The organism is Streptomyces sp. PsTaAH-124, assembly GCF_000373685.1.
In the GTDB taxonomy this organism is placed as follows: domain Bacteria; phylum Actinomycetota; class Actinomycetes; order Streptomycetales; family Streptomycetaceae; genus Streptomyces; species Streptomyces andamanensis.
The window spans coordinates 1-21,705 of record NZ_KB892178.1; the positions used below are offsets into that span (position 1 = coordinate 1).

Below are 21,705 nucleotides of genomic sequence, written 5' to 3' on the forward strand. Positions count from 1 at the left end.
ACGGCGACCGACCGCCCCGACTCCCCGTTCCCCCGTCCCCTTTTCCCCCGTATCCCCCCCCGTGTCCCCCGTATCCCCCGTGATTCCCCCGCGGTTCCCCCGTGCTCCCCGCGTCCCCCACCCTTGAGAGTCGCTGGTACGGGCCCTGATACACCCCGCGGCGAAAAAAGCCGCAGAAAAAATTTTCCGGCGGGGGAGAAGGGGCCTGCGAAGGGCGCACGAGGGGGAGGGCGGCCCGTGGCGGCGGGCTCCGCGGCGGCCGCCCGGCGGGCGCGTACGCCGGATCCGGCCACGGCGGTGGCCGGTTGCCGGGCCGGACCTTGTCCGCAGGTGGCCGGGTGTGTTGTTGTGGTTCCCACGGGCGGGTGACAGAGGGGTGAGCGGTGACGGGGACGGTCGGTGGCAGCGGGCGACTGCTGGCCATCAGCGACCTGCACATCGGCTACAGCGAGAACCGGGCCCTGGTCGAGCGGACGGTACCCGGCTCGGACGACGACTGGCTGATCGTCGCGGGCGATGTCGCCGAGACCGTCGCGGACATCCGCTGGGCGCTGAAGACGCTGGCGAGCCGGTTCCGCAAGGTCGTCTGGACCCCCGGCAACCACGAACTGTGGACCCACCCCCGGGACACCGTCACCCTGCGCGGTGTCGCCCGCTACGAGTACCTGGTCGAACTCTGCCGGGACCTGGGCGTGACGACCCCCGAGGACCCCTACCCGGTCTGGTCCGGACCCGGCGGCCCGGTCGCCGTGGCCCCGCTCTTCCTGCTCTACGACTACTCGTTCCTGCCCGAGGGCTGCGCCACCAAGGAGGAGGGCCTGGCCTACGCGCACGGCACCGGCATCGTCTGCAACGACGAGTACCTGCTGCACCCGGACCCCTACCCGAGCCGGGAGGCGTGGTGCCGGGCCCGGGTGAGCGAGACCGAACGCAGGCTCGCGGAACTGCCCGAGGACCTGCCCGCCGTGCTCGTCAACCACTACCCGCTCGACCGGCACCCCATGGACGTGCTCTGGTACCCGGAGTTCGCCATGTGGTGCGGCACGCGGCTCACCGCCGACTGGCACCGCAGGTTCCGGGTGGCCGCCATGGTCTACGGTCACCTTCACATACCGCGGACCACCTGGCACGAGGGCGTCCGCTTCGAGGAGGTGTCGGTGGGATACCCCCGCGAGTGGCGCAAGCGCCCCGAACCGCCGGGCCGGCTGCGCCGCGTACTGCCGATGGAGGACGGAACCGGTGATCGGTGAGCTGCTGCCGGACCGGGTGGTGGCGGTGGAGGCGTACGGCACGGACGGGCCCGGCCACGCCCCGCTGTACCCCGAGGAACAGGCCGTGATGGTACGGGCGGTCGCCAAGCGCCGCCGGGAGTTCGCCGGAGTGCGGGACTGCGCGCGCCGCGCCATGGAGAAGCTCGGCGTGCCGCCGCAGCCGGTCCTGCCCGGCGCCGGGGGCGCCCCGCGCTGGCCCTCGGGGCTGGTCGGCAGCATGACCCACTGCGACGGCTACTGCGCCGCCGCGCTGGGCCGGTCCGCCGACGTGGCCTCCGTCGGCATCGACGCGGAACCCGACGAACCGCTCCCGGAGGAGGTCCTGCCCGCCGTGACGCTGCCCGACGAGCGCCGGCGGCTGGACGAACTGGCCGAGCGGCGGCCCGACGTGCACTGGCAGCGGCTGCTGTTCAGCGCGAAGGAGTCCGTCTACAAGGCGTGGTACCCGCTGACCGGGCAGTGGCTGGACTTCACGGAGGCCGACGTCGAGATCGGCACCGACCCGGGCGCCCCGCACAGCGGCGGCTTCCGGGCGCGGCTCCTCGTCCCGGGCCCCGTGCTGGACGGCCGTCACCTCACCCACTTCGACGGCCGCTGGGCCGCGGGAGCGGGGCTGCTGGTCACCGCGGTGACGGTGCACCACACCTGACCGTCCCGCCCGTCCCCGTCCCCGTCCCCGTCCCCGTCCCCCTCCGCCCCGGTCCGGGCGGGCCGTGGCGCGGCTGTCAGCCCCCGGGCGCCGACCAGTCGCGCAGCAGCCGGAAGAACTCCTCCTCGTTGCCCGCGAGTCCGGCGCCCGCCAGGGCCGTCTCCGCCTCGGCGAGCACCGACGGCGGGACGGGGACGGGCCGCCGGACGGCCGCCGGGGCGTCGAAGGCGGCGCGCACGGTGTGCAGCAGCCGCAGATACGCCTGGACTGCGGTGCGCTCGTGGTCGGTCGGTACGGCGGTCGGCATGGCTCGCTCTCCCCGGTTTCGGCAGCACACGGTCGCGCACGCGTCCGGTCGCCCGGACGGCGCGCCGTGCCCCCCCGCGTGGCGGTGGCACCCCTCCAGCTTGCCGCCCTCCACTGACAATGCCCCCGCGCGGCGTCCCGCTTCGCCCGCTCGGCCCAGCGGGTGACCGGCCGGCGCACGCCCCGCGAGCGGCCCGGGACCGGTGGCGGCCGGTGGCGACCGGCGGCGGCCTCACTCCTCGGGGCGCTTGACGCTCTCCAGGAGCATGTCCAGCCATTCGGCGACCTTGTCGCGGTGCTGGTCGGTGGGGAGTTGGGCGGCCCGCCAGGCGATGGAGCGGACGCCGTGGTTCTGGAGCAGGCGTTCCAGCGGGTCACCGGCGGCAGCGGCGGCCTCCCGCTCGCGGTCGGCGAGCCGCTGGAGCAGATCCTGCTCGGTGCGCTGGAGCGCGCTCGCGAGCGCCTCCGCGTCCTCCGCGGTGAGGAACCCGGCGTGCACGCGGAAGAACCGCTGGAGGGCGTCGCAGTGCTCCATGGTGGGGCGCCGGTCGCCGTTGATGAGGGCGCCCGCCTGCTGGCGCGACATGCCCGCGCCGTCCGCGATCTCCTGCTGCGTGTAGCGCCGGCCGTTCGGTTTCAGCCGGGTGCGGCGCAGCAGACCGAGCCGTTGCAGGAAGCGTGCCTGCACATCCGGCTCGCCCGCGCTCCGGCCGCTCAGCAGGGCCTTGACCACGGGCTCCGGCACTCCGCAGGCCACGGAGAGGCGGCCGGTGTCGAAAACCTCCGCCTGGGGCACGCCGAGCCGCCCGGCGAGCGCGGTGACACGCGTGACCGCCGCCGTCAGCACGACCGACGCCGTGGTGCCCGGATCCTCGATGCCGTCCGTCACCGACAGATCTCCTACGTCTCTCACAGGCTTCTCACGGGGCGGGGTCGCCGTGAACTTCCCGGAGAGTAGCCCCTTGTTCGAACTCGCATCCAGGTCTCGCCACAACTGTGGCCAATTTCAGCCGTCAACCGGCATGAAATGCCACGATAGTTGACATGGCATGCCGCTGAGCAGCAGGATCAAGGCGCCGCGTGAAGGCCGCAGAGGCAAGAGGGGTGACCTCCCGATGGCATTTCAGGCAGGAGGGCAGCGGCCGGCGCCGCAGCCCGTTCCCGTCCGACCCGAGGCGCAGGCCTACCTTCAGGACTACGCCGTGCTGCTGGAGGCCGTCTCCTTTCCGTCCTTCGTCGTCGACCACCGCTGGGACGTGATCCTGGCCAACAACGCCTACACCGCGCTCTTCCGGGGCATAGGGCAGCACCCGTCGGCCATGCCGGGCGACAACTTCCTGCGCTTCGTGCTCTTCCACCCGGACGCGGGAGCGGTCCTCGGCGAGCACGAGTCCCGCTGGTGCCTGCCGATGCTGGCGCAGTTCGCGGCCGCCGTGGAGAGCACCGGCCCCGACCACGGACTTCAGGCCATCCGCCGGGACATCGCCCAGGACCCGATCATGGAGGCCGCCTACCGGCACGGCCTGCCGCACTGGATCCGCGCGGTCGGCGCCGCGGCCACCCGCTCGGACGGCGCCGTCCGTCCGCTGCTGCATCCCGACCCCCGCTGGGGCGCCACCGACTGCCGGGTGGTCGAGGAGACCCCGGCGACCCTGCGCGACCTCGGCTACTCCCGGCTGACCCTGGTCCTGCGCGAGGCGCGCCGCCCCGCCCCGGCGCCCCGCCGGGCCCGTCGTGTCCGCCGCCCGTCCGGCCACCTCAGCGTGGTACCGGACTCCGAGGTCTGACCCGGCACCGTCGGCGTTCAGGTCGCCGACGGCGCCGGGCGGCCCCGGCCCCCGCCCCGGCTCCCCTTCGCTTCCGCCCCGCGCGCACCGCACCCGTCTCACCCCTCGGGCAGGGGTGCGCCCCGAGGCGGTCTTGAGCTTTGCACCACGACTCCCTATCTTGCGTGCAACGTTGCACTGTCCATGAGGGCCGGAAGGGGTCCGCATGCGGGAAAGCGCGATCCGGCTGCGTGGCCTGCGCAAGGAGTTCGGGCGGACCACCGCGGTGGCCGGGGTCGACCTGGAGATCGCGGACGGCGCGTTCTTCTCCCTGCTCGGACCCTCGGGCTCGGGCAAGACCACGGTGCTGCGCCTGATCGCCGGTTTCGAGCGCCCCACCGCCGGAACCGTCGCCCTCGGCGGACGGGACGTCACGGCCCTCGCCCCGTTCGAGCGGGACGTGCACACCGTCTTCCAGGACTACGCCCTCTTCCCGCACATGACGGCCGAACAGAACGTCGCCTACGCCCTCAAGGTCCGCAAGGTGCCCAAGGCACGGCGCCTGGCCCAGGCGCGCGAGGCACTGGCCCAGGTCGGCCTGGACGGCTACGGCGCCCGGCGCCCCGGGGCGCTCTCCGGCGGCCAGCGCCAGCGCGTCGCCCTCGCCCGCGCCCTGGTGGGCCGCCCCCGGGTGCTGCTCCTGGACGAACCGCTCGGTGCCCTCGACCGCGAACTGCGGGAGCGGATGCAGAGCGAACTCAAGGCGCTCCAGCGGGAGGTGGGCATCACCTTCGTCCTCGTCACCCACGACCAGACCGAGGCACTGGCCCTCAGCGACCGCGTGGCGGTCCTCCGCGAGGGCCGCGTCGAACAGGCCGGGACCCCCGCCGAGATCTATGAACGGCCCGCGACCGCCTTCGTCGCGGGCTTCGTCGGCACCTCCAACCTGCTCCGGGACGCGGCCGCCCGGCGGATCCTGGGCACCGGCGGCCTGCACACCGTCCGCCCGGAGAAGATCCGTGTCCGCGAGGAGGCCACCGGGGCGGACGGTCCCGGATACGTCACGGCCACCGGCACCGTCGCCGAGGTCGTCTACCTCGGCGACTCCACCCGCTTCCTGGTCGACCTCGACGCGGGCGGCCGGCTCACCGCGCTCCAGCAGAACCTGGAGACCTCCGCCGCGGACGTCGCCGCCTACCGCGGCACCCGCGTCGGCCTGACCTGGCACCGCCGCCACGCGGTCCCGGTCCCCGACACCCGCTGACGCACCCGCTGAACCCCCGCCCCACCCCACTGGGAGTCACCGCATGCGCCCCACCCGCATCCTCCTCCGCGTGACCGCCGCCGCACTGCTGCTCGCCGCCACCGCCTGCGGCTCCTCCGGCGGCTCCGCCTCGTCCGGCGGTCTCGAACCACCCGATCTCAAGGCCCCCACCCAGCTGGGCCGGGCAGAGGGACAGGTGAACCTGATCGCCTGGGCGGGCTACGTCGAGGACGGTTCGGACGATCCGAAGGCCGACTGGGTCAGCGGCTTCGAGAAGCAGACCGGCTGCCGGGTCCGCGCCAAGGTGGCGGCCGACTCCGACGAGATGGTCAAGCTGATGAAGACCGGGGACTACGACGCCGTGTCGGCCTCCGGGGACGCCTCCCTCAGGCTCATCGCGTCCGGCGACGCGGCCCCCGTCAACACCGACCTCGTACCGAACTACCGCGGTGTCTACCCCGATCTGAGGATGCAGCCGTGGAACTCCGTCAAGGGCCGCGCCTACGGCATCCCGCACGGCCGGGGCGCCAACCTCCTCATGTACGACACCGGCAAGGTGAAGCCCGCGCCCACCTCCTGGTCGGCCGTCTTCGACGGCGCGGCCCCGTACAAGGGCCGTGTCACGGCCTACGACTCGCCGATCTACATCGCCGACGCGGCGCTCTACCTCAAGGCGTCCCGGCCCGAGCTGAAGATCAAGGACCCGTACGCACTGGACCAGAAGCAGTTCGACGCGGCCGTGGCTCTGCTGAAGAAGCAGAACGCGGACATCGGCGAGTACTGGGGCGACTACCTCAAGGAGGTGTCCGCCTTCAAGAGCGGCGACTCCGTGATCGGCACCACCTGGCAGGTCATCGCCAACCTCGCCGCCTCCGAGGGAGCGAAGGTCAGGGCGTTCGTCCCGAAGGAGGGCTCGACCGGCTGGTCCGACACCTGGATGGTCTCCGCCAGGGCGAAGCACCCCACCTGCGCCTACAAGTGGCTGGACTGGATCGTCTCGCCGAAGGTCAACGCCCAGGTCGCCGAGTACTTCGGCGAGGCACCCGCCAACGCCGGGGCCTGCGCGCACACCGCCGACCGGAACTTCTGCGCCGTCTACCACGCGGCCGACGCGGCGTACTGGAAGCGGATCGCCTTCTGGAACACGCCCATCGAACAGTGCCTGGACGGCCGCAGCGGCGTGAAGTGCGTGCCCTACGCCGCGTGGGTGCGGGCCTGGACCGAGATCAAGGGCTGAGCCGTGGCCGCCACCGCGCGGGCCGCCGCACCGGCCCGCAGCCCCCTCACGCGGCTCGCCGGGGCCCTGCACCGGCGCCCCCGGCTCGGACTCGGGCTGCTGCTCACCGCCCCGCTGCTCTGGCTCGGCGTGCTCTATCTCGGCTCGCTGGCCATGCTGTTCGTCTCCGCCTTCTGGACGACGGACTCCTTCACCTCGGCGGTCGTCAAGGTCTGGTCGGCGGACAACTTCCACACCCTGCTGACGACACCGGTCTACCGCCAGGTGACGGTCCGCAGCATCGGTGTGGCGCTCGCCGTCACCGCCCTGTGCACGGTGATCGCCCTGCCGCTGGCCTTCTGCACCGCGTGTGTCGCGAGGCCCCGGCTGCGCCCGCTGCTCGTGGTGGCCGTCCTCACCCCGCTGTGGGCGAGCTACCTGGTCAAGGTGTACGCCTGGCGGCTCATCCTGTCCCAGGGCGGCCTCGCCGACTGGCTGCTGCGGCCGCTCGGTCTGAGCGGACCCGGGTTCGGGCTGCCCGCGGCGGTGCTGACCCTGACGTACCTGTGGCTGCCGTACATGATCCTGCCGGTGCACACCGCCCTGGCGCGGCTGCCCGCGGGGCTGCTGGACGCCTCGGCCGACCTCGGGGCCCGGCCCTGGCGCACCGTCCGCTCGGTGGTCCTGCCCCTCGTGCTGCCGTCGGTCGCCGCCGGGTCGGTCTTCACCTTCTCGCTCAGCCTCGGCGACTACATCACCGTGGAGATCGTCGGCGGCAAGACCCAGCTGATCGGCAACCTCGTCCACTCCGAGATCGAACTCGACCCGCCGCTGGCCGCCGCCCTCGCCACCGTGCCCGTCGCCGTCATCGTCCTCTATCTGCTGGCGCTGCGCCGCACGGGCGCGCTCAGCGGGCTCTGACCACCCGTCGCGGCACGTCACAGGGGGTTCCCGCCGTGTTGTACCTCTCCCGCCGGGCGCGCATCGCGCTGCGCGCCGCCGCTTGCGCGGGCTTCGCGCTGCTGTACGTCCCGCTGCTGCTGGTCCTCGTCAACTCCCTCAACCCCGACCGCAGCGCGAGCTGGCCGCCGCCGGGGCTGACCACCCGCTGGTGGGCGGCGGCCTGGCACAGCCCGGGGGCCCGCCACGCGCTGTGGGTGTCGGTGCGGGCCGGGCTGGGGGCCACCGCGATCGCCCTGGTCCTCGGCACGCTCATCGCCTTCGCGGTGGCCCGCCACCGCTTCTTCGGCAGCGGTGCCCTGTCCTTCGCCGTCGTGCTGCCCATCGCGCTGCCCGGCATCGTCACCGGCATCGCCCTCAACTCCGCGTTCTCCACGGTCCTCGCCCCGCTCGGGATCGGCCTCGGCCTGTTCACCGTGGTCGTCGGACACGCCACCTTCTGTGTCGTCGTGGTCTTCAACAACGTGGTGGCCCGGCTGCGGCGCACCTCCGGCTCCTGCGAGGAGGCGGCGGCGGACCTGGGCGCCCACCCCCTGCGCGCCTTCGCCGACGTCACCTTCCCGCTGCTCCGCTCCGCGCTGCTGGCGGGCGCGCTGCTGTCCTTCGCGCTGTCCTTCGACGAGATCGTGGTGACCACCTTCACCGCCGGACCCGGGGTCGAGACCCTGCCCGTCTGGATCTACGGCAACATGACCAGACCGCGCCAGGCGCCCGTGGTGAACGTCGTGGCGGCCGTCCTGGTGCTGCTCTCCGTCGTCCCGATCCACCTCGCCCAGCGGCTGTCGTCCGACACGGCGACCACGAGCCGCGTGTAGCGGGCACGCACACACGGAACGCAAGCGGCTTGCATGAATTGCGCTATTCTTGCGGCCATGACGCGACGACTTGCGGAAGTGGCGAAGAAGGTCGGGGTCAGCGAGGCCACGGTCAGCCGGGTGCTCAACGGCAAACCGGGAGTCTCCGCGGCCACCCGGCAGGCGGTGCTGTCCGCGCTGGACGTGCTCGGCTACGAGCGGCCCACCCAGCTGCGGGGCGAGCGCGCGCGCCTGGTCGGGCTGGTCCTGCCCGAGCTCCAGAACCCCATCTTCCCGGCCTTCGCCGAGGTCATCGGCGGCGCCCTGGCCCAGCTGGGCCTCACCCCCGTGCTGTGCACCCAGACCAAGGGCGGGGTCTCGGAGGCCGACTACGTGGAGCTGCTGCTCCAACAGCAGGTCTCCGGTGTCGTCTTCGCCGGCGGTCTGTACGCCCAGTCGGACGCACCGCACGACCACTACCGGCTGCTGGCCGACCGCAACATCCCGGTCGTGCTGGTCAACGCCCGCATCGAACACCTCGGCTTCCCGGGCGTGTCCTGTGACGACGCGGTGGCGGTGGAACAGGCGTGGCGCCATCTGGCCTCCCTGGGGCACGAGCGGATCGGCCTCGTCCTCGGCCCCGGCGACCATGTGCCGTCCGCGCGCAAGCTCGCTGCGGCCCGCGCGATCCGCCCCGATCTGCCCGAGGAGTTCGTCGCCCGCGCCATCTTCTCCATCGAGGGCGGCCACGCGGCGGCGGCCAAGCTCATCGACCGCGGGGTCACCGGGTTCATCTGCGCCAGCGACCCGCTGGCCCTGGGTGTCGTACGGGCCGCCCGCCGCCGCGGACTCGACGTCCCCGCCCGGATCTCGGTCGTGGGATACGACGACTCCGCCCTGATGAACTGCACCGCACCGCCGCTGACCACGGTCCGCCAGCCCATCGAGTCGATGGGCAAGGCGGTCGTGGAGCTGCTGCACGCCCGGATCGGGGGCAGCGCCGTACCGGCGGACGAGCTGCTGTTCGAACCGGAGCTGGTGGTCCGCGGCTCGACCGCCCAGGCACCCCGCCCCTGAGAGCGCCTCCGGGGTTGAGGATGCCGGGTAGCGTCCCGGAGATCCATCGCCCTGTCAAATAATTGCAGATTCTGCGCGACATCTTGCGAAGTCCTGTCGCCGGTGCTTGAGTGTGCGGCGCCCACCGCTCCTGTCCAGAGGGGTCCACCGATGAGAAGCACCGGGTTCCGCCATGCCGTCGCCGCGATCGGCGTCTGCTCCCTCGCCCTCGCCGCGACGGCGTGCGGCTCCGACAACGACGCGTCCGCGAACGGCAAGACCCGCATCACGGTCAACTGCCAGCCGCCCAAGAGCGCCAGGACCGACCGGACGTTCTTCGACGAGGACGTGGCGTCCTTCGAGAAGCAGAACCCGGACATCGACGTCGTCGCGCACGACGCGTTCCCCTGCGAGGACCCCAAGACGTTCGACGCGAAACTGGCCGGCGGCCAGATGGAGGACGTCTTCTACACCTACTTCACCGACGTCCGCCACGTGGTCGCCACCGGCCAGGCCGCCGACCTCACCCCGTACGTCAAGGAGCTCAAGAGCTACCCCACCCTCAGCAAGCAGCTGCGCGACATCTACACCGTCGACGGCAAGGTCTACGGCATCCCGCGCACCGGCTACTCGATGGGCCTGATCTACAACAGGAAGCTCTTCGAGAAGGCCGGACTCGACCCCGACAAGCCGCCCACGACCTGGGCCGAGGTCCGCGCCGACGCCAAGCGGATCGCCGCGCTCGGCGGCGGCACCGTCGGCTACGCCGACTACAGCGCCCAGAACCAGGGCGGCTGGCACTTCACCGCCGAGCTGTACTCCCAGGGCGGCGACGTCGTCAGCGCCGACGGCAAGAAGGCCAGCGTCGACACCCCCGCTGGCCACGCCGTCCTCCAGAACCTGCACGACATGCGCTGGACCGACGACTCCATGGGCAGCAAGCAGCTCCTCGTCATCAACGACGCCCAGCAGATGATGGGTTCGGGCAAGCTCGGCATGTACCTCTCCGCCCCCGACAACATCCCGATCCTGGTCAAGGAGAAGGGCGGCAACTACAAGGACCTCGCCCTCGCCCCGATGCCCGGCAGGCAGGGCACCCTCGTCGGCGGCGACGGATACATGTTCGGCAAGAAGGACACACCCGCCCAGATCCGGGCCGGTCTGAAGTGGCTCGACCACATGTTCCTCACCCCCGGCAAGGGCTTCCTCGGCGACTACGCCCGCGCCAAGAAGCACGACGCCCCGGTCGGCCTGCCCGAGCCCCGCCTGTTCACCGGCGCCGCCGACGCCACCGACCAGCAGGTCAAGAAGGCCAACGCCAATGTGCCGGTGGAGAACTACCGCTCCTTCCTGGACGGCAACCAGAGCCTCACGCTGAAGGTGGAACCGCCCAGCGCCCAGCAGATCTACTCCGTGCTGGACGGCGTGGTCTCCGCCGTGCTCACCAAGAAGGACGCCGACATCGACCAGCTCCTGAAGGACGCCTCGGGCAAGATCGACGGCATCCTGGAGCGGAGCTGAGCCGCCATGACCAAGACGGCCGAGCGGCGGCCCCCGCGGGAGCGGGCCGCCGTCCCCCCGCCGCTGCCGCAGCCGCCCCGCCCCGCCGGGCACCGGCGGCGCCGCCTGGCCGAACAGGCCCGCGCCTACGCCTTCCTGCTCGGCGGCCTGATCTGCTTCGCCCTGTTCTCCTGGTACCCGGCGATCCGCGCCGTCGTGATCGCCTTCCAGAAGTACACGCCCGGACAGCGGCCCCAGTGGGTGGGCACCGCCAATTTCACCCATGTCCTGCACGACCCGGAGTTCGCCGACGCCTGGCGCAACACCCTCGTCTTCACCGGACTCGCCCTGCTGATCGGCTTCGCCGCCCCGTTCGTGCTGGCCCTCGTCCTCAACGAACTGCGGCACGCCCGCGCCTTCTTCCGGGTCGCCGTCTATCTGCCGGTGATGATCCCGCCGGTGGTCAGCGCCCTGCTGTGGAAGTGGTTCTACGACCCGGGCGCCGGCCTCGCCAACGAGGCGCTGCGCACCCTGCACCTGCCCACCTCCAACTGGACCAACGGCGCCGACACCGCCCTGGTCTCCCTGGTCCTGGTCGCCACCTGGGCCAACCTCGGCGGCACCGTCCTCATCTACCTGGCCGCCCTCCAGTCCATCCCCGGCGAGCTGTACGAGGCCGCCGAACTGGACGGCGCGAACCTCCTCCAGCGCGTCCGCCACGTCACCGTCCCGCAGACCCGGTTCGTGATCCTGATGCTGATGCTCCTCCAGATCATCGCGACCATGCAGGTCTTCACCGAGCCGTTCGTCATCACCGGCGGCGGCCCCGAGAACGCCACCGTCACCGTGCTCTACCTCATCTACAAGTACGCCTTCCTCTACAACGACTTCGGCGGCGCCTGCGCGCTCAGCGTGATGCTGCTCGTGCTGCTCGGCCTGTTCTCCGCCCTGTACCTGCGGCTGACCCGCTCCGGCTCCGGCCAGGAGGACGCATGAGCAGCACCCGTACCCTCGTCTCCCCGGCGGCCCTGGCCCGCCCGCGCGGCAAGCTCCTCTACTGGACCGTCTTCTCCGGTGTGGTGCTGCTGTTCGCGCTCGCCTTCCTCTTCCCCGTCTACTGGATGGTCACCGGCGCCCTGAAGTCGCCGGACGAGGTGGCGCGGACCCCGCCCACCCTGGTCCCGGAGCAGTGGCACCTGACCGCCTACACCGACGCCTGGGACCTGATGCAGCTGCCCCGGCACCTGTGGAACACGCTCGTCCAGGCGGCCGGCGCCTGGGCCTTCCAGCTCGTCCTGTGCACCGCGGCCGCCTACGCCCTGTCCAAGCTGAGACCGGCCTTCGGCAAGGTGATTCTCGGCGGCATCCTCGCCACCCTGATGGTCCCGGCCCAGGCCCTGGTCGTACCGAAGTACCTGACCGTCGCCGACCTGCCGCTCCTCCACACCAGCCTGCTCAACGACCCGCTCGCCATCTGGCTCCCGGCCGTCGCCAACGCCTTCAACCTCTACCTGCTCAAACGGTTCTTCGACCAGATACCGCGGGACGTCCTGGAGGCCGCCGAGATCGACGGCGCCGGGAAGCTGCGCACCCTGTGGTCGATCGTGCTGCCCATGTCGCGGCCCGTGCTCGGCGTGGTGTCCATCTTCGCGCTGGTCGCCGTCTGGCAGGACTTCCTGTGGCCGCTGATGGTCTTCTCGGACACCGACAAGCAGCCCATCGGCGTGGCCCTCGTCCAGCTCTCGCAGAACATCCAGCTGACCGTGCTCATCGCCGCCATGGTGATCGCCAGCATCCCGATGGTCGCGCTCTTCCTCGTCTTCCAGCGGCACATCATCGCCGGGATCAGCGCGGGCAGCACCAAGGGCTGACCTGACCCGGCCCCGCGCACCGAGACCGACCGAGACAGACCGAGACCGACCGAGATAGGCCGGACACACCCGAACAGAACGAGACAGAAAGGCACGCACCGTGGGACAGCCCGCCCCTGCCCGGAGCAGCCGCGCCGACGACGCCTGGTGGCGCTCCGCCGTCATCTACCAGGTGTACGTCCGCAGCTTCGCCGACGGCGACGGCGACGGCACCGGCGACCTCGCCGGCGTCCGCTCCCGGCTGCCGTACCTCGCCGGACTCGGCGTGGACGCCCTGTGGTTCAACCCCTGGTACCTGTCCCCGATGAAGGACGGCGGCTACGACGTCGCCGACTACCGGGCGGTCGACCCCGCCTTCGGCACCCTCGCCGAGGCCGAGAAACTCATCGCCGAGGCCCGCGAGCTGGGCATCCGCACCATCGTCGACATCGTGCCCAACCACGTCTCCGACCAGCACCCCTGGTTCCGGGCCGCGCTGGCCGGCGGCGGCGAGCGCGAGCTGTTCCACTTCCGGCCCGGCCGCGGCGCCCACGGCGAACTCCCGCCCAACGACTGGACGTCCGAGTTCGGCGGCCCCGCCTGGACCCGGCTGCCCGACGGCGCCTGGTACCTGCACCTGTTCGCCCCCGAGCAGCCCGACCTCAACTGGGCGCACCCGGCCGTCCGCCAGGAGCACGAGGACATCCTGCGGTTCTGGTTCGAGCGGGGCGTCGCCGGGGTCCGCATCGACTCCGCCGCCCTGCTCGCCAAGGACCCCCGCCTGCCCGACTTCACCCCCGGCCGCGACCCGCACCCCTACGTCGACCGCGACGAACTCCACGACGTCTACCGCTCCTGGCGCCGGGTCGCCGACGAGTACGGCGGCGTCTTCGTCGGCGAGGTGTGGCTCCCCGACAGCGAGCGCTTCGCCCGCTATCTGCGCCCCGACGAACTGCACAGCGCCTTCAACTTCGCCTTCATGGCCTGCCCCTGGGACGCGGCCCGGCTGCGCCGCTCCATCGACGAGACGCTGGCCGAGCACGCGCCCGTGGGCGCCCCCGCCACCTGGGTGCTGTGCAACCACGACGTCACCCGGACCGTCACCCGCTACGGCCGCGCCGACACCGGCTTCGACTTCGCCGCCAAGGCGTTCGGCACCCCCACCGACCCGGTCCTCGGCACCCGCCGGGCCCGCGCGGCGGCCCTGCTGTCACTGGCCCTGCCCGGTGCCGTCTACGTCTACCAGGGGGAGGAACTGGGCCTGCCAGAGGCCGACATCCCGCTGAAGCGCATCGAGGACCCGATGCATGTACGCTCCGGCGGCACCGACCCGGGCCGCGACGGCTGCCGGGTCCCGCTGCCCTGGACGGCCGACGCGCCCCACACCGGCTTCGGCACCGCCGCCGACCGGGAACCGTGGCTGCCGCAGCCCGCGGGCTGGGCCGCCCACGCCGTCGACCGGCAGCAGCGCGAGGCCGGCTCCATGCTGGCCCTGTACCGGGAGGCGATCCGGCTCCGCCCGCACTTCGGCGACGCCCCCCTCACCTGGCACGACGCCCCCGACGGGGTCCTCTCCTTCCGCCGCGCCGAGGGCACGGCCTGCGTGGTCAACCTCGGCGCCGACCCCGTGGCACCACCCGCTCACACCCGACTCCTGCTGGCCAGCGGACCCCTGGACGACTCGGGCCGCATCCCGCAGGACACGGCGGTCTGGCTGCGCGACTGAGCCCGCGCAGCACCGGGGGCCGCCACCGGCCCGCTTCCTCCCCATGACCGGAGGTGGCCCCCGGCCGCCGACCCGCACAGCGCTATCCCCGCACCCCACCACGAAGGGATCAGCACATGTACGGCACCAGCACGCCCAGATCCGCCCGTCGCCTGTCGGCTCTCGCGGCCACCGTCGCCCTCGGCGCCGGCATGCTCGTCACCCTCACCGCGCCCGCCGCGCACGCGGCGGCGGGCGCGAACCTCCCCTTCACCTCGGTCGAGGCCGAGTCCGCCACCACCACCGGCACGAAGATCGGCCCCGACTACACCCAGGGCACCCTCGCCTCCGAGGCGTCGGGCCGCCAGGCCGTCCGCCTCGCCTCCGGACAGCGCGTGGAGTTCACCGCACCGCGCGCCGCCAACGCCCTGAACGTCGCCTACACCGTCCCCGACGGCCAGTCCGGCACCCTCGACGTCTACGTCAACGGCACCCGGCTGGCCAGGACGCTCACCGTCACCTCCAAGTACTCCTACGTGGACACCGGCTGGATCGCCGGGGCCAAGACCCACCACTTCTACGACAACGCCCGGCTGCTGCTCGGACAGAACGTCCAGGCCGGCGACAAGGTCGCCCTGGTGGCCACGAACGTCCAGGTCACCGTGGACGTCGCCGACTTCGAACAGGTCGCACCGGCCGCCGCCCAGCCCGCCGGATCGGTCTCCGTCACCGCCAAGGGCGCCGACCCCACCGGTCAGGGAGACTCCACACAGGCCTTCCGTGACGCCGTCAATGCCGCGCAGGGCGGGGTGGTGTGGATCCCGCCGGGCGACTACCGGCTGACGTCCGCGCTCGGCGGCGTGCAGAACGTCACGCTCCAGGGCGCGGGCAGCTGGTACTCCGTCGTGCACAGCTCCAGCTTCGTCAACCAGGGCAGCTCCGCCGGCAGCGTCCGCCTCAAGGACTTCGCGGTCATCGGCGAGGTCACCGAACGCAACGACGGCAGCCCCGACAACTTCGTCAACGGCTCCCTCGGACCGGGCTCGTCCGTCTCCGGCATGTGGATCCAGCACCTCAAGTGCGGACTGTGGCTCACCGGCGTCAACGACAACCTCGTCGTGGAGAACAACCGCATCCTCGACACCACCGCCGACGGCCTCAACCTCAACGGCAACGCCAAGGGCGTGCGGGTGCGCAACAACTTCCTGCGCAACCAGGGCGACGACTCCCTGGCCATGTGGTCCCTGTACGCGCCCGACACGGACAGCAGCTTCGAGAACAACACCATCTCGCAGCCCAACCTCGCCAACGGCATCGCCGTCTACGGCGGCACCGACATCACCGTCCGCGGCAACCTGGTCTCCGACACCAACGCCCTCGGCAGCGGTATCGCCATCTCCAACCAGAAGTTCATGGACCCCTTCTCCCCGCTGGCCGGGACCATCACGGTCGACGGCAACACCCTGGTGCGGGCGGGCGCGCTCAACCCCAACTGGAACCACCCGATGGGCGCCCTGCGCGTCGACTCCTACGACAGCGCCATCAACGCCACCGTCGACATCACCGACACCACCGTCACCGACAGCCCCTACAGCGCCTTCGAGTTCGTCTCCGGCGGCGGCCAGGGCTACCCGGTCAAGAACGTCAACGTCACCGGGGCGACCGTGAAGAACACCGGCACGGTCGTCGTCCAGGCCGAGGCGCAGGGCGCCGCCACCTTCCGCAACGTCACCGCGACCGGGGTGGGCGCGGCCGGTGTCTACAACTGCCCCTACCCCAACGGCTCGGGCGGCTTCGCGCTCACCGACGGCGGCGGCAACTCCGGCTGGACGAGCACCTGGTCGGACTGCTCCACCTGGCCGCAGCCGGGACAGGGCAACCCGGACCCCGACCCGAACCGCAACCTCGCCAAGGGCCGCCCGGCCACCGCCACCGGCTCCCAGGACGTGTACACCCCCGGCAAGGCGGTCGACGGCGACGCGAACAGCTACTGGGAGTCCGCCAACAACGCCTTCCCGCAGTCCCTCACGGTCGACCTCGGATCGAGCCGGACCGTGCGGCGGCTGGTGCTGAAGCTCCCGCCGTCCGCCGCCTGGGGCGCCCGCACCCAGACCGTCGCGGTCCTGGGCAGCACCGACGGCACGAACTACACCACCGTGGCGGGCGCGCAGGGCTACCGCTTCGACCCGGCGAGCGGCAACAGCGCCACCGTCGCCCTGCCGAGCGGCACCGGCCTGCGCTGGCTGCGGCTGACCGTCACCGGCAACACCGGCTGGCCGGCCGGGCAGTTCAGCGAGGTGGAGGCGTACACGGCGCCCTGACCCCGCGCCGGGCGGCGGCGGGGCCGCACCGCGCCCCGCCGCCGCTCAGGTCTCCTTCAGCGGCGCGTACGCCTCGGCGCCGAGACCGAACGTCCAGGCGACGCCCTCTCGGGCCGTCCGGGTCGACGGCGGCACCCGCAGCCAGTAGGTGCGGTGGGTGCCGTCCGGCTCCGGTGTGGAGTTGAGCACCTCCACCATCACCACCGGCTCGTCCCGCTCCAGGTCGATCCGCCAGAGCGTGCCGGTCTCGTCCCGGTGCACCGGGACGGCCCCGGAGTCCGCGAGATACCGGTCGTAGCCGTAGTGCTCCAGCATCACGCGGCGCAGTTCCGCGTTCTCCTCGGTGCGGATGCGCTCCGGGGTGAGGGCGTCCAGCTCCGCCAGGAAGGCGGCCGGGACCGGCATGCCCCGCCACGCGTACAGCGCGAAGCCGTCCGGATAGGCGAGCGCGGGGCCGTCCCCGCGGTCCAGGCGCCCCGCCTCGTCGCGGTGCAGGGCGACGGGCCGCTCGCAGATCACCGCGGCCTTCTCGAACGGCCACCACCAGCCGGCGCTGCGGCACACCAGCGCCAGCCCGTCGAGCGGCGGCCGGCCGGTGTCGAACGCGGCCAGCCACGGCGCGTCGTGCTGGCCCAGCACCGCGTCCAGCAGGATCAGCCGCAGCTCGGCCTCGGCCTCGCTCCGGGCCTCGCTTCCGGCCCCGCTGTCGGTCCCGGTGCCGCCACCGGCCCCCGCGCCGGTGTCCGTCCCGCCGCCGTCGGCCGCCGCGGTGAGATCGTCCAGCACTCCTCGGCGGATCCGGTCCACCAGGGCCTGTGTCGGCTCCCAGAGCGGACCGCCGGTCGCCGCCCAGTGCGCCGACCAGCCGGCCGCGCCCAGCTCCGTCTGCGTCCGGCGCCGCTCGGCCGCCCACGGGCCGGTGCGGACCGCGTCCCGGACGCTGGGACCGGCGTCCTGAAGGTCCTGCACCAGCCGCACACCCGCCCGCGGGGACGGCGCCCACACGATGCGCTCCGGCTCGGCGAGCCCGGCCCGCCGGTAGGCCAGCCGTACGCCCTCCTCGGCCGCGGCCCGGTCGGCGGGCCGTGCCGCGGCCGCCCAGGACCGCCACCGCGCCACGGCGTCGGCGGCCCCCGGGCCACCGGCTTCCTCGGCTCCGGCCCGCGTGGGACCGGCCTGCGCGGCACCGCCAGGTGCCCGCTCCGTCGCCACCGTCATCGTGTCCCCCCGCTCCTTCTGCTCCGTCTGTTCTTTCTGTTCCGGCTGTTCCGGCTGTTCCGGCTGGTCCGTCGACGTCGTCCGCTCCACCGTGCCCACCCCGTCAGTCCGCGACGATCCGCACCGAACCGGGCACGTACTCCCGCTGCCGGATCACCCGGTACCACCCCTTGGGCAGGGTGATCGCCGCGTGCTCCTCGTGCACCACCCGGCCGCCCTCGGGCAGCCGCAGCAGCATCGGCCCGAACGGGCCCGGCTCCCGGACCAGTTGCCCCGGGCCCACCACCGCGTGGGCGTGACCGGTGACCTCGCCCAGGGCCAGGACCATCCGGCCGCGCGCGTCCCGCGGCTCCTTCGGCGCCCGCCGCGCGTGCGGCGGCACCGCCTCCTCGGTGACGGGCACGATCAGCACATCTCCCTGCCGGTACACGGGCAGCCCCCTCTCCGCCCGGCGCACCGCGCCCCGGGCCATGACGAGGACAGTACGAGCCACCACTGACAACGGCCCGGCGGCAGGCCACCGGCAACGGCTCGCCGAGCGCCGGGCGGTGGCGCGCAGCACCGCCCCGCCGCCCGGCGTTGTCAGTGCCGGTTGGTAGAACTGCTCGCACAGTCGAGATCCCGTCCGCAGCCGCCTGTCAGGAGCCGCCCGCATGGCCCTCTACGAGCACCTTTCCGAGTTGTACGGCCTGCCGGCCTTCACCTTCCCCGAGGACCCGGCGGCGGTGGACCTGCCCGCCCCGGACACCGTCGCCTGGCGCATCGCCGTCGAGATCGAGGAGGAAGAGGACGGCTGGCGCAAGCAGTTCGAGCGGTTCTGCGCCGCGGTCGACACCACCCGGGTGCGCGCGCTGATCGTCGGCCCCTGGGACGAGCCCTTCGACAAGGGCCCCGACGCCGAGCTCGAGGCCCTGCTCGCCGCCCGCGACCGGCTGCCCGCGCTGCGGGCCCTGTTCCTGGGGGACATGGTCTCCGAGGAGTGCGAGCTGTCCTGGATCACGCAGACCGACGTGACCACGGTGCTGCGCGGCTTCCCGGAACTGGAGGAGTTCGGGGTGCGCGGCGGCACCGGCCTCGCCTTCCCGGCCCTGCGCCACGAGCGCCTGCGCTCGCTGACGGTGCAGACCGGCGGGCTGCCCGTCGCGGTGGTGCGCGGCATCGGCGCCAGCGACCTGCCCGCCCTGGAACACCTCGACCTGTGGCTGGGCACGTCCTGGTACGGCGCCGACTCCGAACCCGCCGACCTGGAACCGATCCTCGGCGGCGCCCGTCTGCCCCGGCTGCGCCACCTGGCGCTGCGCAACAGCGAGATCCAGGACGCGGTGGCCGCGGCCGTGGCCGCCGCTCCCGTCGTCGCCGGTCTGGAGGTGCTCGACCTGTCGATGGGTGTCCTGACCGACGACGGCGCCACCGCCCTGCTGGGCGGCCAGCCGCTGACCCACCTCAAGAAGCTCGACCTGCACCATCACTACGTCACCGAACCCCTCCAGCAGCGCATACGCGCCACGCTGGAACCGGCGGGCGTCGAGCTCGACCTCGACGCGAGCGACACCGACGAGTACGAGGACGGCGACGGCACCGTCGTCCGCTATGTCGCGGCGGGGGAGTGAGACCGCGATGCGCTACTACCCCTCGCACCTGACGGCCTTCCACGGCCTGCCGGTGCACGACTTCGCGGCGCCCGAGCCCCGCCGCAAGGTCCCCGCCGCACCGCCGGAGCCCGGCGCGGTCGCCTGGCGGCTGTCCTGCCTGTGGGAGGAGATCCCCTTCGCGACGCTGTGGCCCCGGTTCCTCGAAGAGGTGCCCACCGAACAGGTCACCGCCCTCGTCCTGGGCGCCTGGTGGGACGAGTGGGACGAGCACGGCATCGGCCCGGTCCTGGAGGCGCTGACCGCCGAGGCCCACCGCTTCCCGCGGCTGCGGGCGCTGTTCCTCGCCGACGTGGAGTCCGAGGAGTCCGAGATCTCCTGGATCAAGCAGGGCGAGGTGAGCACCGTCCTGCGCGCCTGGCCGCACCTGGCGGAACTGGGCGTCCGCGGCGCCGAGGACCTGGTGCTCGAACCGCTGCGGCACGAGGGGCTGCGCACGCTGCGCATCGAGTCCGGCGGCCTGCCCCGCCCGGTGGTGCACGCGGTGAGCGCCTGCGACCTGCCCGCCCTGGAACACCTCGATCTGTGGCTGGGCACCTCCTGGTACGGCGGCGACTGCACCCGAGCGGACGCCGACGCGCTGCTGGCCTCGCTCGGCGACCGGCCCCGCCTGCGCCATCTGGGCCTGAAGAACAGCGACATCCAGGACGACATCGCCGCCGCCGTGGCCGCCGCGCCCGTCGTCGCCGGGCTCGACTCGCTCGACCTGTCCATGGGCACCCTGGGTGACGACGGCGGCGCCGCCCTGCTGGCCGGGCAGCCGCTCACCCATCTGACGTCACTGGACCTCGGCCACCACTTCATGAGCGAGGCGCTCACCGGGCGGCTGCGCGACACCCTCGCACCGCACGGCGTGGACCTCACCCTCACCCCCGCCCGCCACAGCGGCGGTGGACGGGAGCGCTATGTCGCCGTCGGAGAGTGAGGGCGCGCCGCGGTTCGCGGTGGTCGGCAACCCGGAGAACCGCCGGGTGGCGCTGTTCACCGCGGCCGTGCGCGCCGCCGGACTGCCCGCGCCCCGCGTCATGCCGTGGACCGAGGTGCTGCGGGCGGGCGGGGCCGAGTTCGCGCCCGGCGAGACCGTACGCCTGGACTCGCCCGGGGAGAACGCGGAGGCCGACCTGCTGCTGCGCGGCGTGGACGACCCCACCCGCGTCGAGGGCTCGGCCCGCTGGTACACACGGTTCCTGACCGCCGTGGACGGCCTGCGCGGCGGCGTACGCCTCGACGATCCCGGCGACCTGGCGGTGCTCTTCGACAAGCGGCGCTGCCACGCCGTCCTCGACGCGGCCGGTGTGCCCGTGCCGTCCTCCCCGACGTCCGGGCCCGCCGCCGCGGCGGTCGGCGGCTGGGACGACGTACGGCGGCTGATGCGGGAACACCGCATGCCCCGGCTGTTCGTCAAGCTCGCGCACGGCTCCTCGGCCTCCGGCGTCCTGGCCGTGGAGTCCGGCGGCAGAGGCCGCGTACGGGCCACGACCTCCGTCGAACGCGCCGAGGACGGACGGCTGTACAACTCGCTGCGGATCCGCCGCTACGAGGACGAGCGCGACATCGCCGCCGTCGTGGACGCCCTGGCGCCCGACGGGCTGCACATGGAGCGCTGGGTGCCCAAGGCGTCCCAGCACGGCCGCGCCGCCGACCTGCGGGTGCTCGTCGTCGCCGGACGCGCCACCCACGCCGTGGTGCGCACGAGCACCGCGCCCCTGACCAACCTCCACCTGGGCGGCGCCCGCGGCGACCTCGACGCGGCGCGGCACGCGGTGGAGGCCGCCGGGGGCCGCTGGTCCGACGTGCTCGGTGTGTGCGAGCGGGCCGCGGCCTGCTTCCCGCGCACCCTGTGCGTCGGCGTCGACCTGCTGCCGGCCGTCGGCTGGCGCCGCTTCGCGGTCGGCGAGGTCAACGCCTTCGGCGATCTGCTGCCCCGGCTCACCGGCCTGCCGGGCAGCGGCGCCGAGGGGCTCGACACCTACGCGGCGCAGGTCGCCGCCGTCCTCGGCGCCCCCGCCCGCCCGTACCCCCGGACCGAGGCCCCGGCCCGCTCCTCCCGGCCGTCCCCGCCCTCCCCGCCCTCTCTGCCTTCTCGGCCGTCCCGGCCCGCACCCCAGCACAGAACAGGACCCGGCCATGCCGTCGCCTGACCCGACGCCCCCGCCCCACGACCCGCCGCGGCGCCGCGT

Annotated in this window: 20 protein-coding genes; 16 read left to right on the plus strand and 4 right to left on the minus strand. The window is 73.0% G+C overall.

What is annotated here, in order from left to right; translation table 11 throughout:
• Window positions 1-383: 383 nt before the first annotated feature.
• Window positions 384-1,250 (plus strand): metallophosphoesterase family protein, encoded by an 867-nt coding sequence (locus B086_RS0122295; RefSeq protein WP_018568646.1) that lies wholly within the window; start codon window positions 384-386, stop codon window positions 1,248-1,250.
• Window positions 1,240-1,920: a 4'-phosphopantetheinyl transferase family protein gene (locus B086_RS0122300; protein ID WP_018568647.1), complete on the plus strand. Its 681-nt coding sequence runs from the start codon at window positions 1,240-1,242 to the stop codon at window positions 1,918-1,920. Before B086_RS0122295 ends, B086_RS0122300 begins: the two co-directional genes overlap by 11 nt.
• Before the next feature lie 76 nt (window positions 1,921-1,996).
• On the opposite strand, the gene B086_RS0122305 is transcribed toward B086_RS0122300, so the two are convergent.
• Window positions 1,997-2,227: a hypothetical protein gene (locus B086_RS0122305; RefSeq protein ID WP_018568648.1), complete on the minus strand. Its 231-nt coding sequence runs from the start codon at window positions 2,225-2,227 to the stop codon at window positions 1,997-1,999.
• A 231-nt stretch (window positions 2,228-2,458) separates the two neighbouring features.
• Window positions 2,459-3,115 carry a helix-turn-helix domain-containing protein gene (locus B086_RS0122310; RefSeq protein ID WP_018568649.1) on the minus strand — a complete coding sequence of 219 codons (657 nt, stop codon included), beginning with the start codon at window positions 3,113-3,115 and terminating at the stop codon, window positions 2,459-2,461.
• 226 nt (window positions 3,116-3,341) lie between these two features.
• Here B086_RS0122310 and B086_RS0122315 point away from each other — a divergent pair, with 226 nt between their 5' ends.
• The 11 genes from B086_RS0122315 (at window position 3,342) to B086_RS0122365 (ending at window position 16,658) form a co-directional block, all read left to right on the plus strand.
• On the plus strand, window positions 3,342-4,013 hold the full coding sequence (locus tag B086_RS0122315) for a hypothetical protein (RefSeq protein WP_026252661.1): 672 nt from the start codon (window positions 3,342-3,344) through the stop codon (window positions 4,011-4,013).
• Between the two features lie 205 nt (window positions 4,014-4,218).
• On the plus strand, window positions 4,219-5,256 hold the full coding sequence (locus B086_RS0122320; protein WP_018568651.1) for an ABC transporter ATP-binding protein: 1,038 nt from the start codon (window positions 4,219-4,221) through the stop codon (window positions 5,254-5,256).
• Between the two features lie 43 nt (window positions 5,257-5,299).
• Window positions 5,300-6,493: an ABC transporter substrate-binding protein gene (locus B086_RS0122325; RefSeq protein WP_018568652.1), complete on the plus strand. Its 1,194-nt coding sequence runs from the start codon at window positions 5,300-5,302 to the stop codon at window positions 6,491-6,493.
• A gap of 3 nt (window positions 6,494-6,496) precedes the next feature.
• Window positions 6,497-7,393 (plus strand): ABC transporter permease, encoded by an 897-nt coding sequence (locus B086_RS0122330; protein WP_018568653.1) that lies wholly within the window; start codon window positions 6,497-6,499, stop codon window positions 7,391-7,393.
• Between the two features lie 38 nt (window positions 7,394-7,431).
• Window positions 7,432-8,247 carry an ABC transporter permease gene (locus tag B086_RS0122335; RefSeq protein ID WP_026252662.1) on the plus strand — a complete coding sequence of 272 codons (816 nt, stop codon included), beginning with the start codon at window positions 7,432-7,434 and terminating at the stop codon, window positions 8,245-8,247.
• Between the two features lie 57 nt (window positions 8,248-8,304).
• Window positions 8,305-9,303 carry a LacI family DNA-binding transcriptional regulator gene (locus tag B086_RS0122340; protein ID WP_173860912.1) on the plus strand — a complete coding sequence of 333 codons (999 nt, stop codon included), beginning with the start codon at window positions 8,305-8,307 and terminating at the stop codon, window positions 9,301-9,303.
• 150 nt (window positions 9,304-9,453) lie between these two features.
• Entirely contained in the window at window positions 9,454-10,803 is a 1,350-nt protein-coding gene (locus B086_RS0122345) for an ABC transporter substrate-binding protein (RefSeq protein WP_018568656.1), read from the plus strand.
• A 6-nt stretch (window positions 10,804-10,809) separates the two neighbouring features.
• The gene (locus tag B086_RS0122350; protein ID WP_018568657.1) at window positions 10,810-11,778 is read left to right on the plus strand and encodes a carbohydrate ABC transporter permease; all 969 of its coding nucleotides are present in this window, start codon (window positions 10,810-10,812) and stop codon (window positions 11,776-11,778) included.
• Window positions 11,775-12,653: a carbohydrate ABC transporter permease gene (locus tag B086_RS0122355; RefSeq protein ID WP_018568658.1), complete on the plus strand. Its 879-nt coding sequence runs from the start codon at window positions 11,775-11,777 to the stop codon at window positions 12,651-12,653. The genes B086_RS0122350 and B086_RS0122355 overlap by 4 nt, the downstream gene beginning before the upstream one ends.
• A 100-nt stretch (window positions 12,654-12,753) precedes the next feature.
• Complete coding sequence (locus tag B086_RS0122360) at window positions 12,754-14,358, plus strand: glycoside hydrolase family 13 protein (RefSeq protein ID WP_018568659.1); 1,605 nt, start codon at window positions 12,754-12,756, stop codon at window positions 14,356-14,358.
• A 116-nt stretch (window positions 14,359-14,474) separates the two neighbouring features.
• On the plus strand, window positions 14,475-16,658 hold the full coding sequence (locus B086_RS0122365) for a discoidin domain-containing protein (protein WP_018568660.1): 2,184 nt from the start codon (window positions 14,475-14,477) through the stop codon (window positions 16,656-16,658).
• Window positions 16,659-16,703: 45 nt separating this feature from the next.
• Here B086_RS0122365 and B086_RS0122370 read toward each other — a convergent pair whose 3' ends face one another.
• The gene (locus B086_RS0122370; RefSeq protein ID WP_026252663.1) at window positions 16,704-17,876 is read right to left on the minus strand and encodes a DUF6745 domain-containing protein; all 1,173 of its coding nucleotides are present in this window, start codon (window positions 17,874-17,876) and stop codon (window positions 16,704-16,706) included.
• A 103-nt stretch (window positions 17,877-17,979) separates the two neighbouring features.
• Window positions 17,980-18,306, minus strand: coding sequence for a hypothetical protein (locus tag B086_RS0122375; protein WP_026252664.1), 327 nt, complete (start codon window positions 18,304-18,306; stop codon window positions 17,980-17,982).
• A 223-nt stretch (window positions 18,307-18,529) separates the two neighbouring features.
• Here B086_RS0122375 and B086_RS0122380 point away from each other — a divergent pair, with 223 nt between their 5' ends.
• From B086_RS0122380 to B086_RS40535, 3 genes are read left to right on the plus strand one after another with little or no spacing between them, the layout of a single operon-like run.
• Window positions 18,530-19,486: an STM4015 family protein gene (locus tag B086_RS0122380; protein ID WP_018568663.1), complete on the plus strand. Its 957-nt coding sequence runs from the start codon at window positions 18,530-18,532 to the stop codon at window positions 19,484-19,486.
• 7 nt (window positions 19,487-19,493) lie between these two features.
• Window positions 19,494-20,450 carry an STM4015 family protein gene (locus B086_RS0122385; RefSeq protein WP_018568664.1) on the plus strand — a complete coding sequence of 319 codons (957 nt, stop codon included), beginning with the start codon at window positions 19,494-19,496 and terminating at the stop codon, window positions 20,448-20,450.
• Complete coding sequence (locus tag B086_RS40535) at window positions 20,431-21,666, plus strand: STM4014 family protein (RefSeq protein ID WP_018568665.1); 1,236 nt, start codon at window positions 20,431-20,433, stop codon at window positions 21,664-21,666. The genes B086_RS0122385 and B086_RS40535 overlap by 20 nt, the downstream gene beginning before the upstream one ends.
• Window positions 21,667-21,705: the final 39 nt, after the last annotated feature.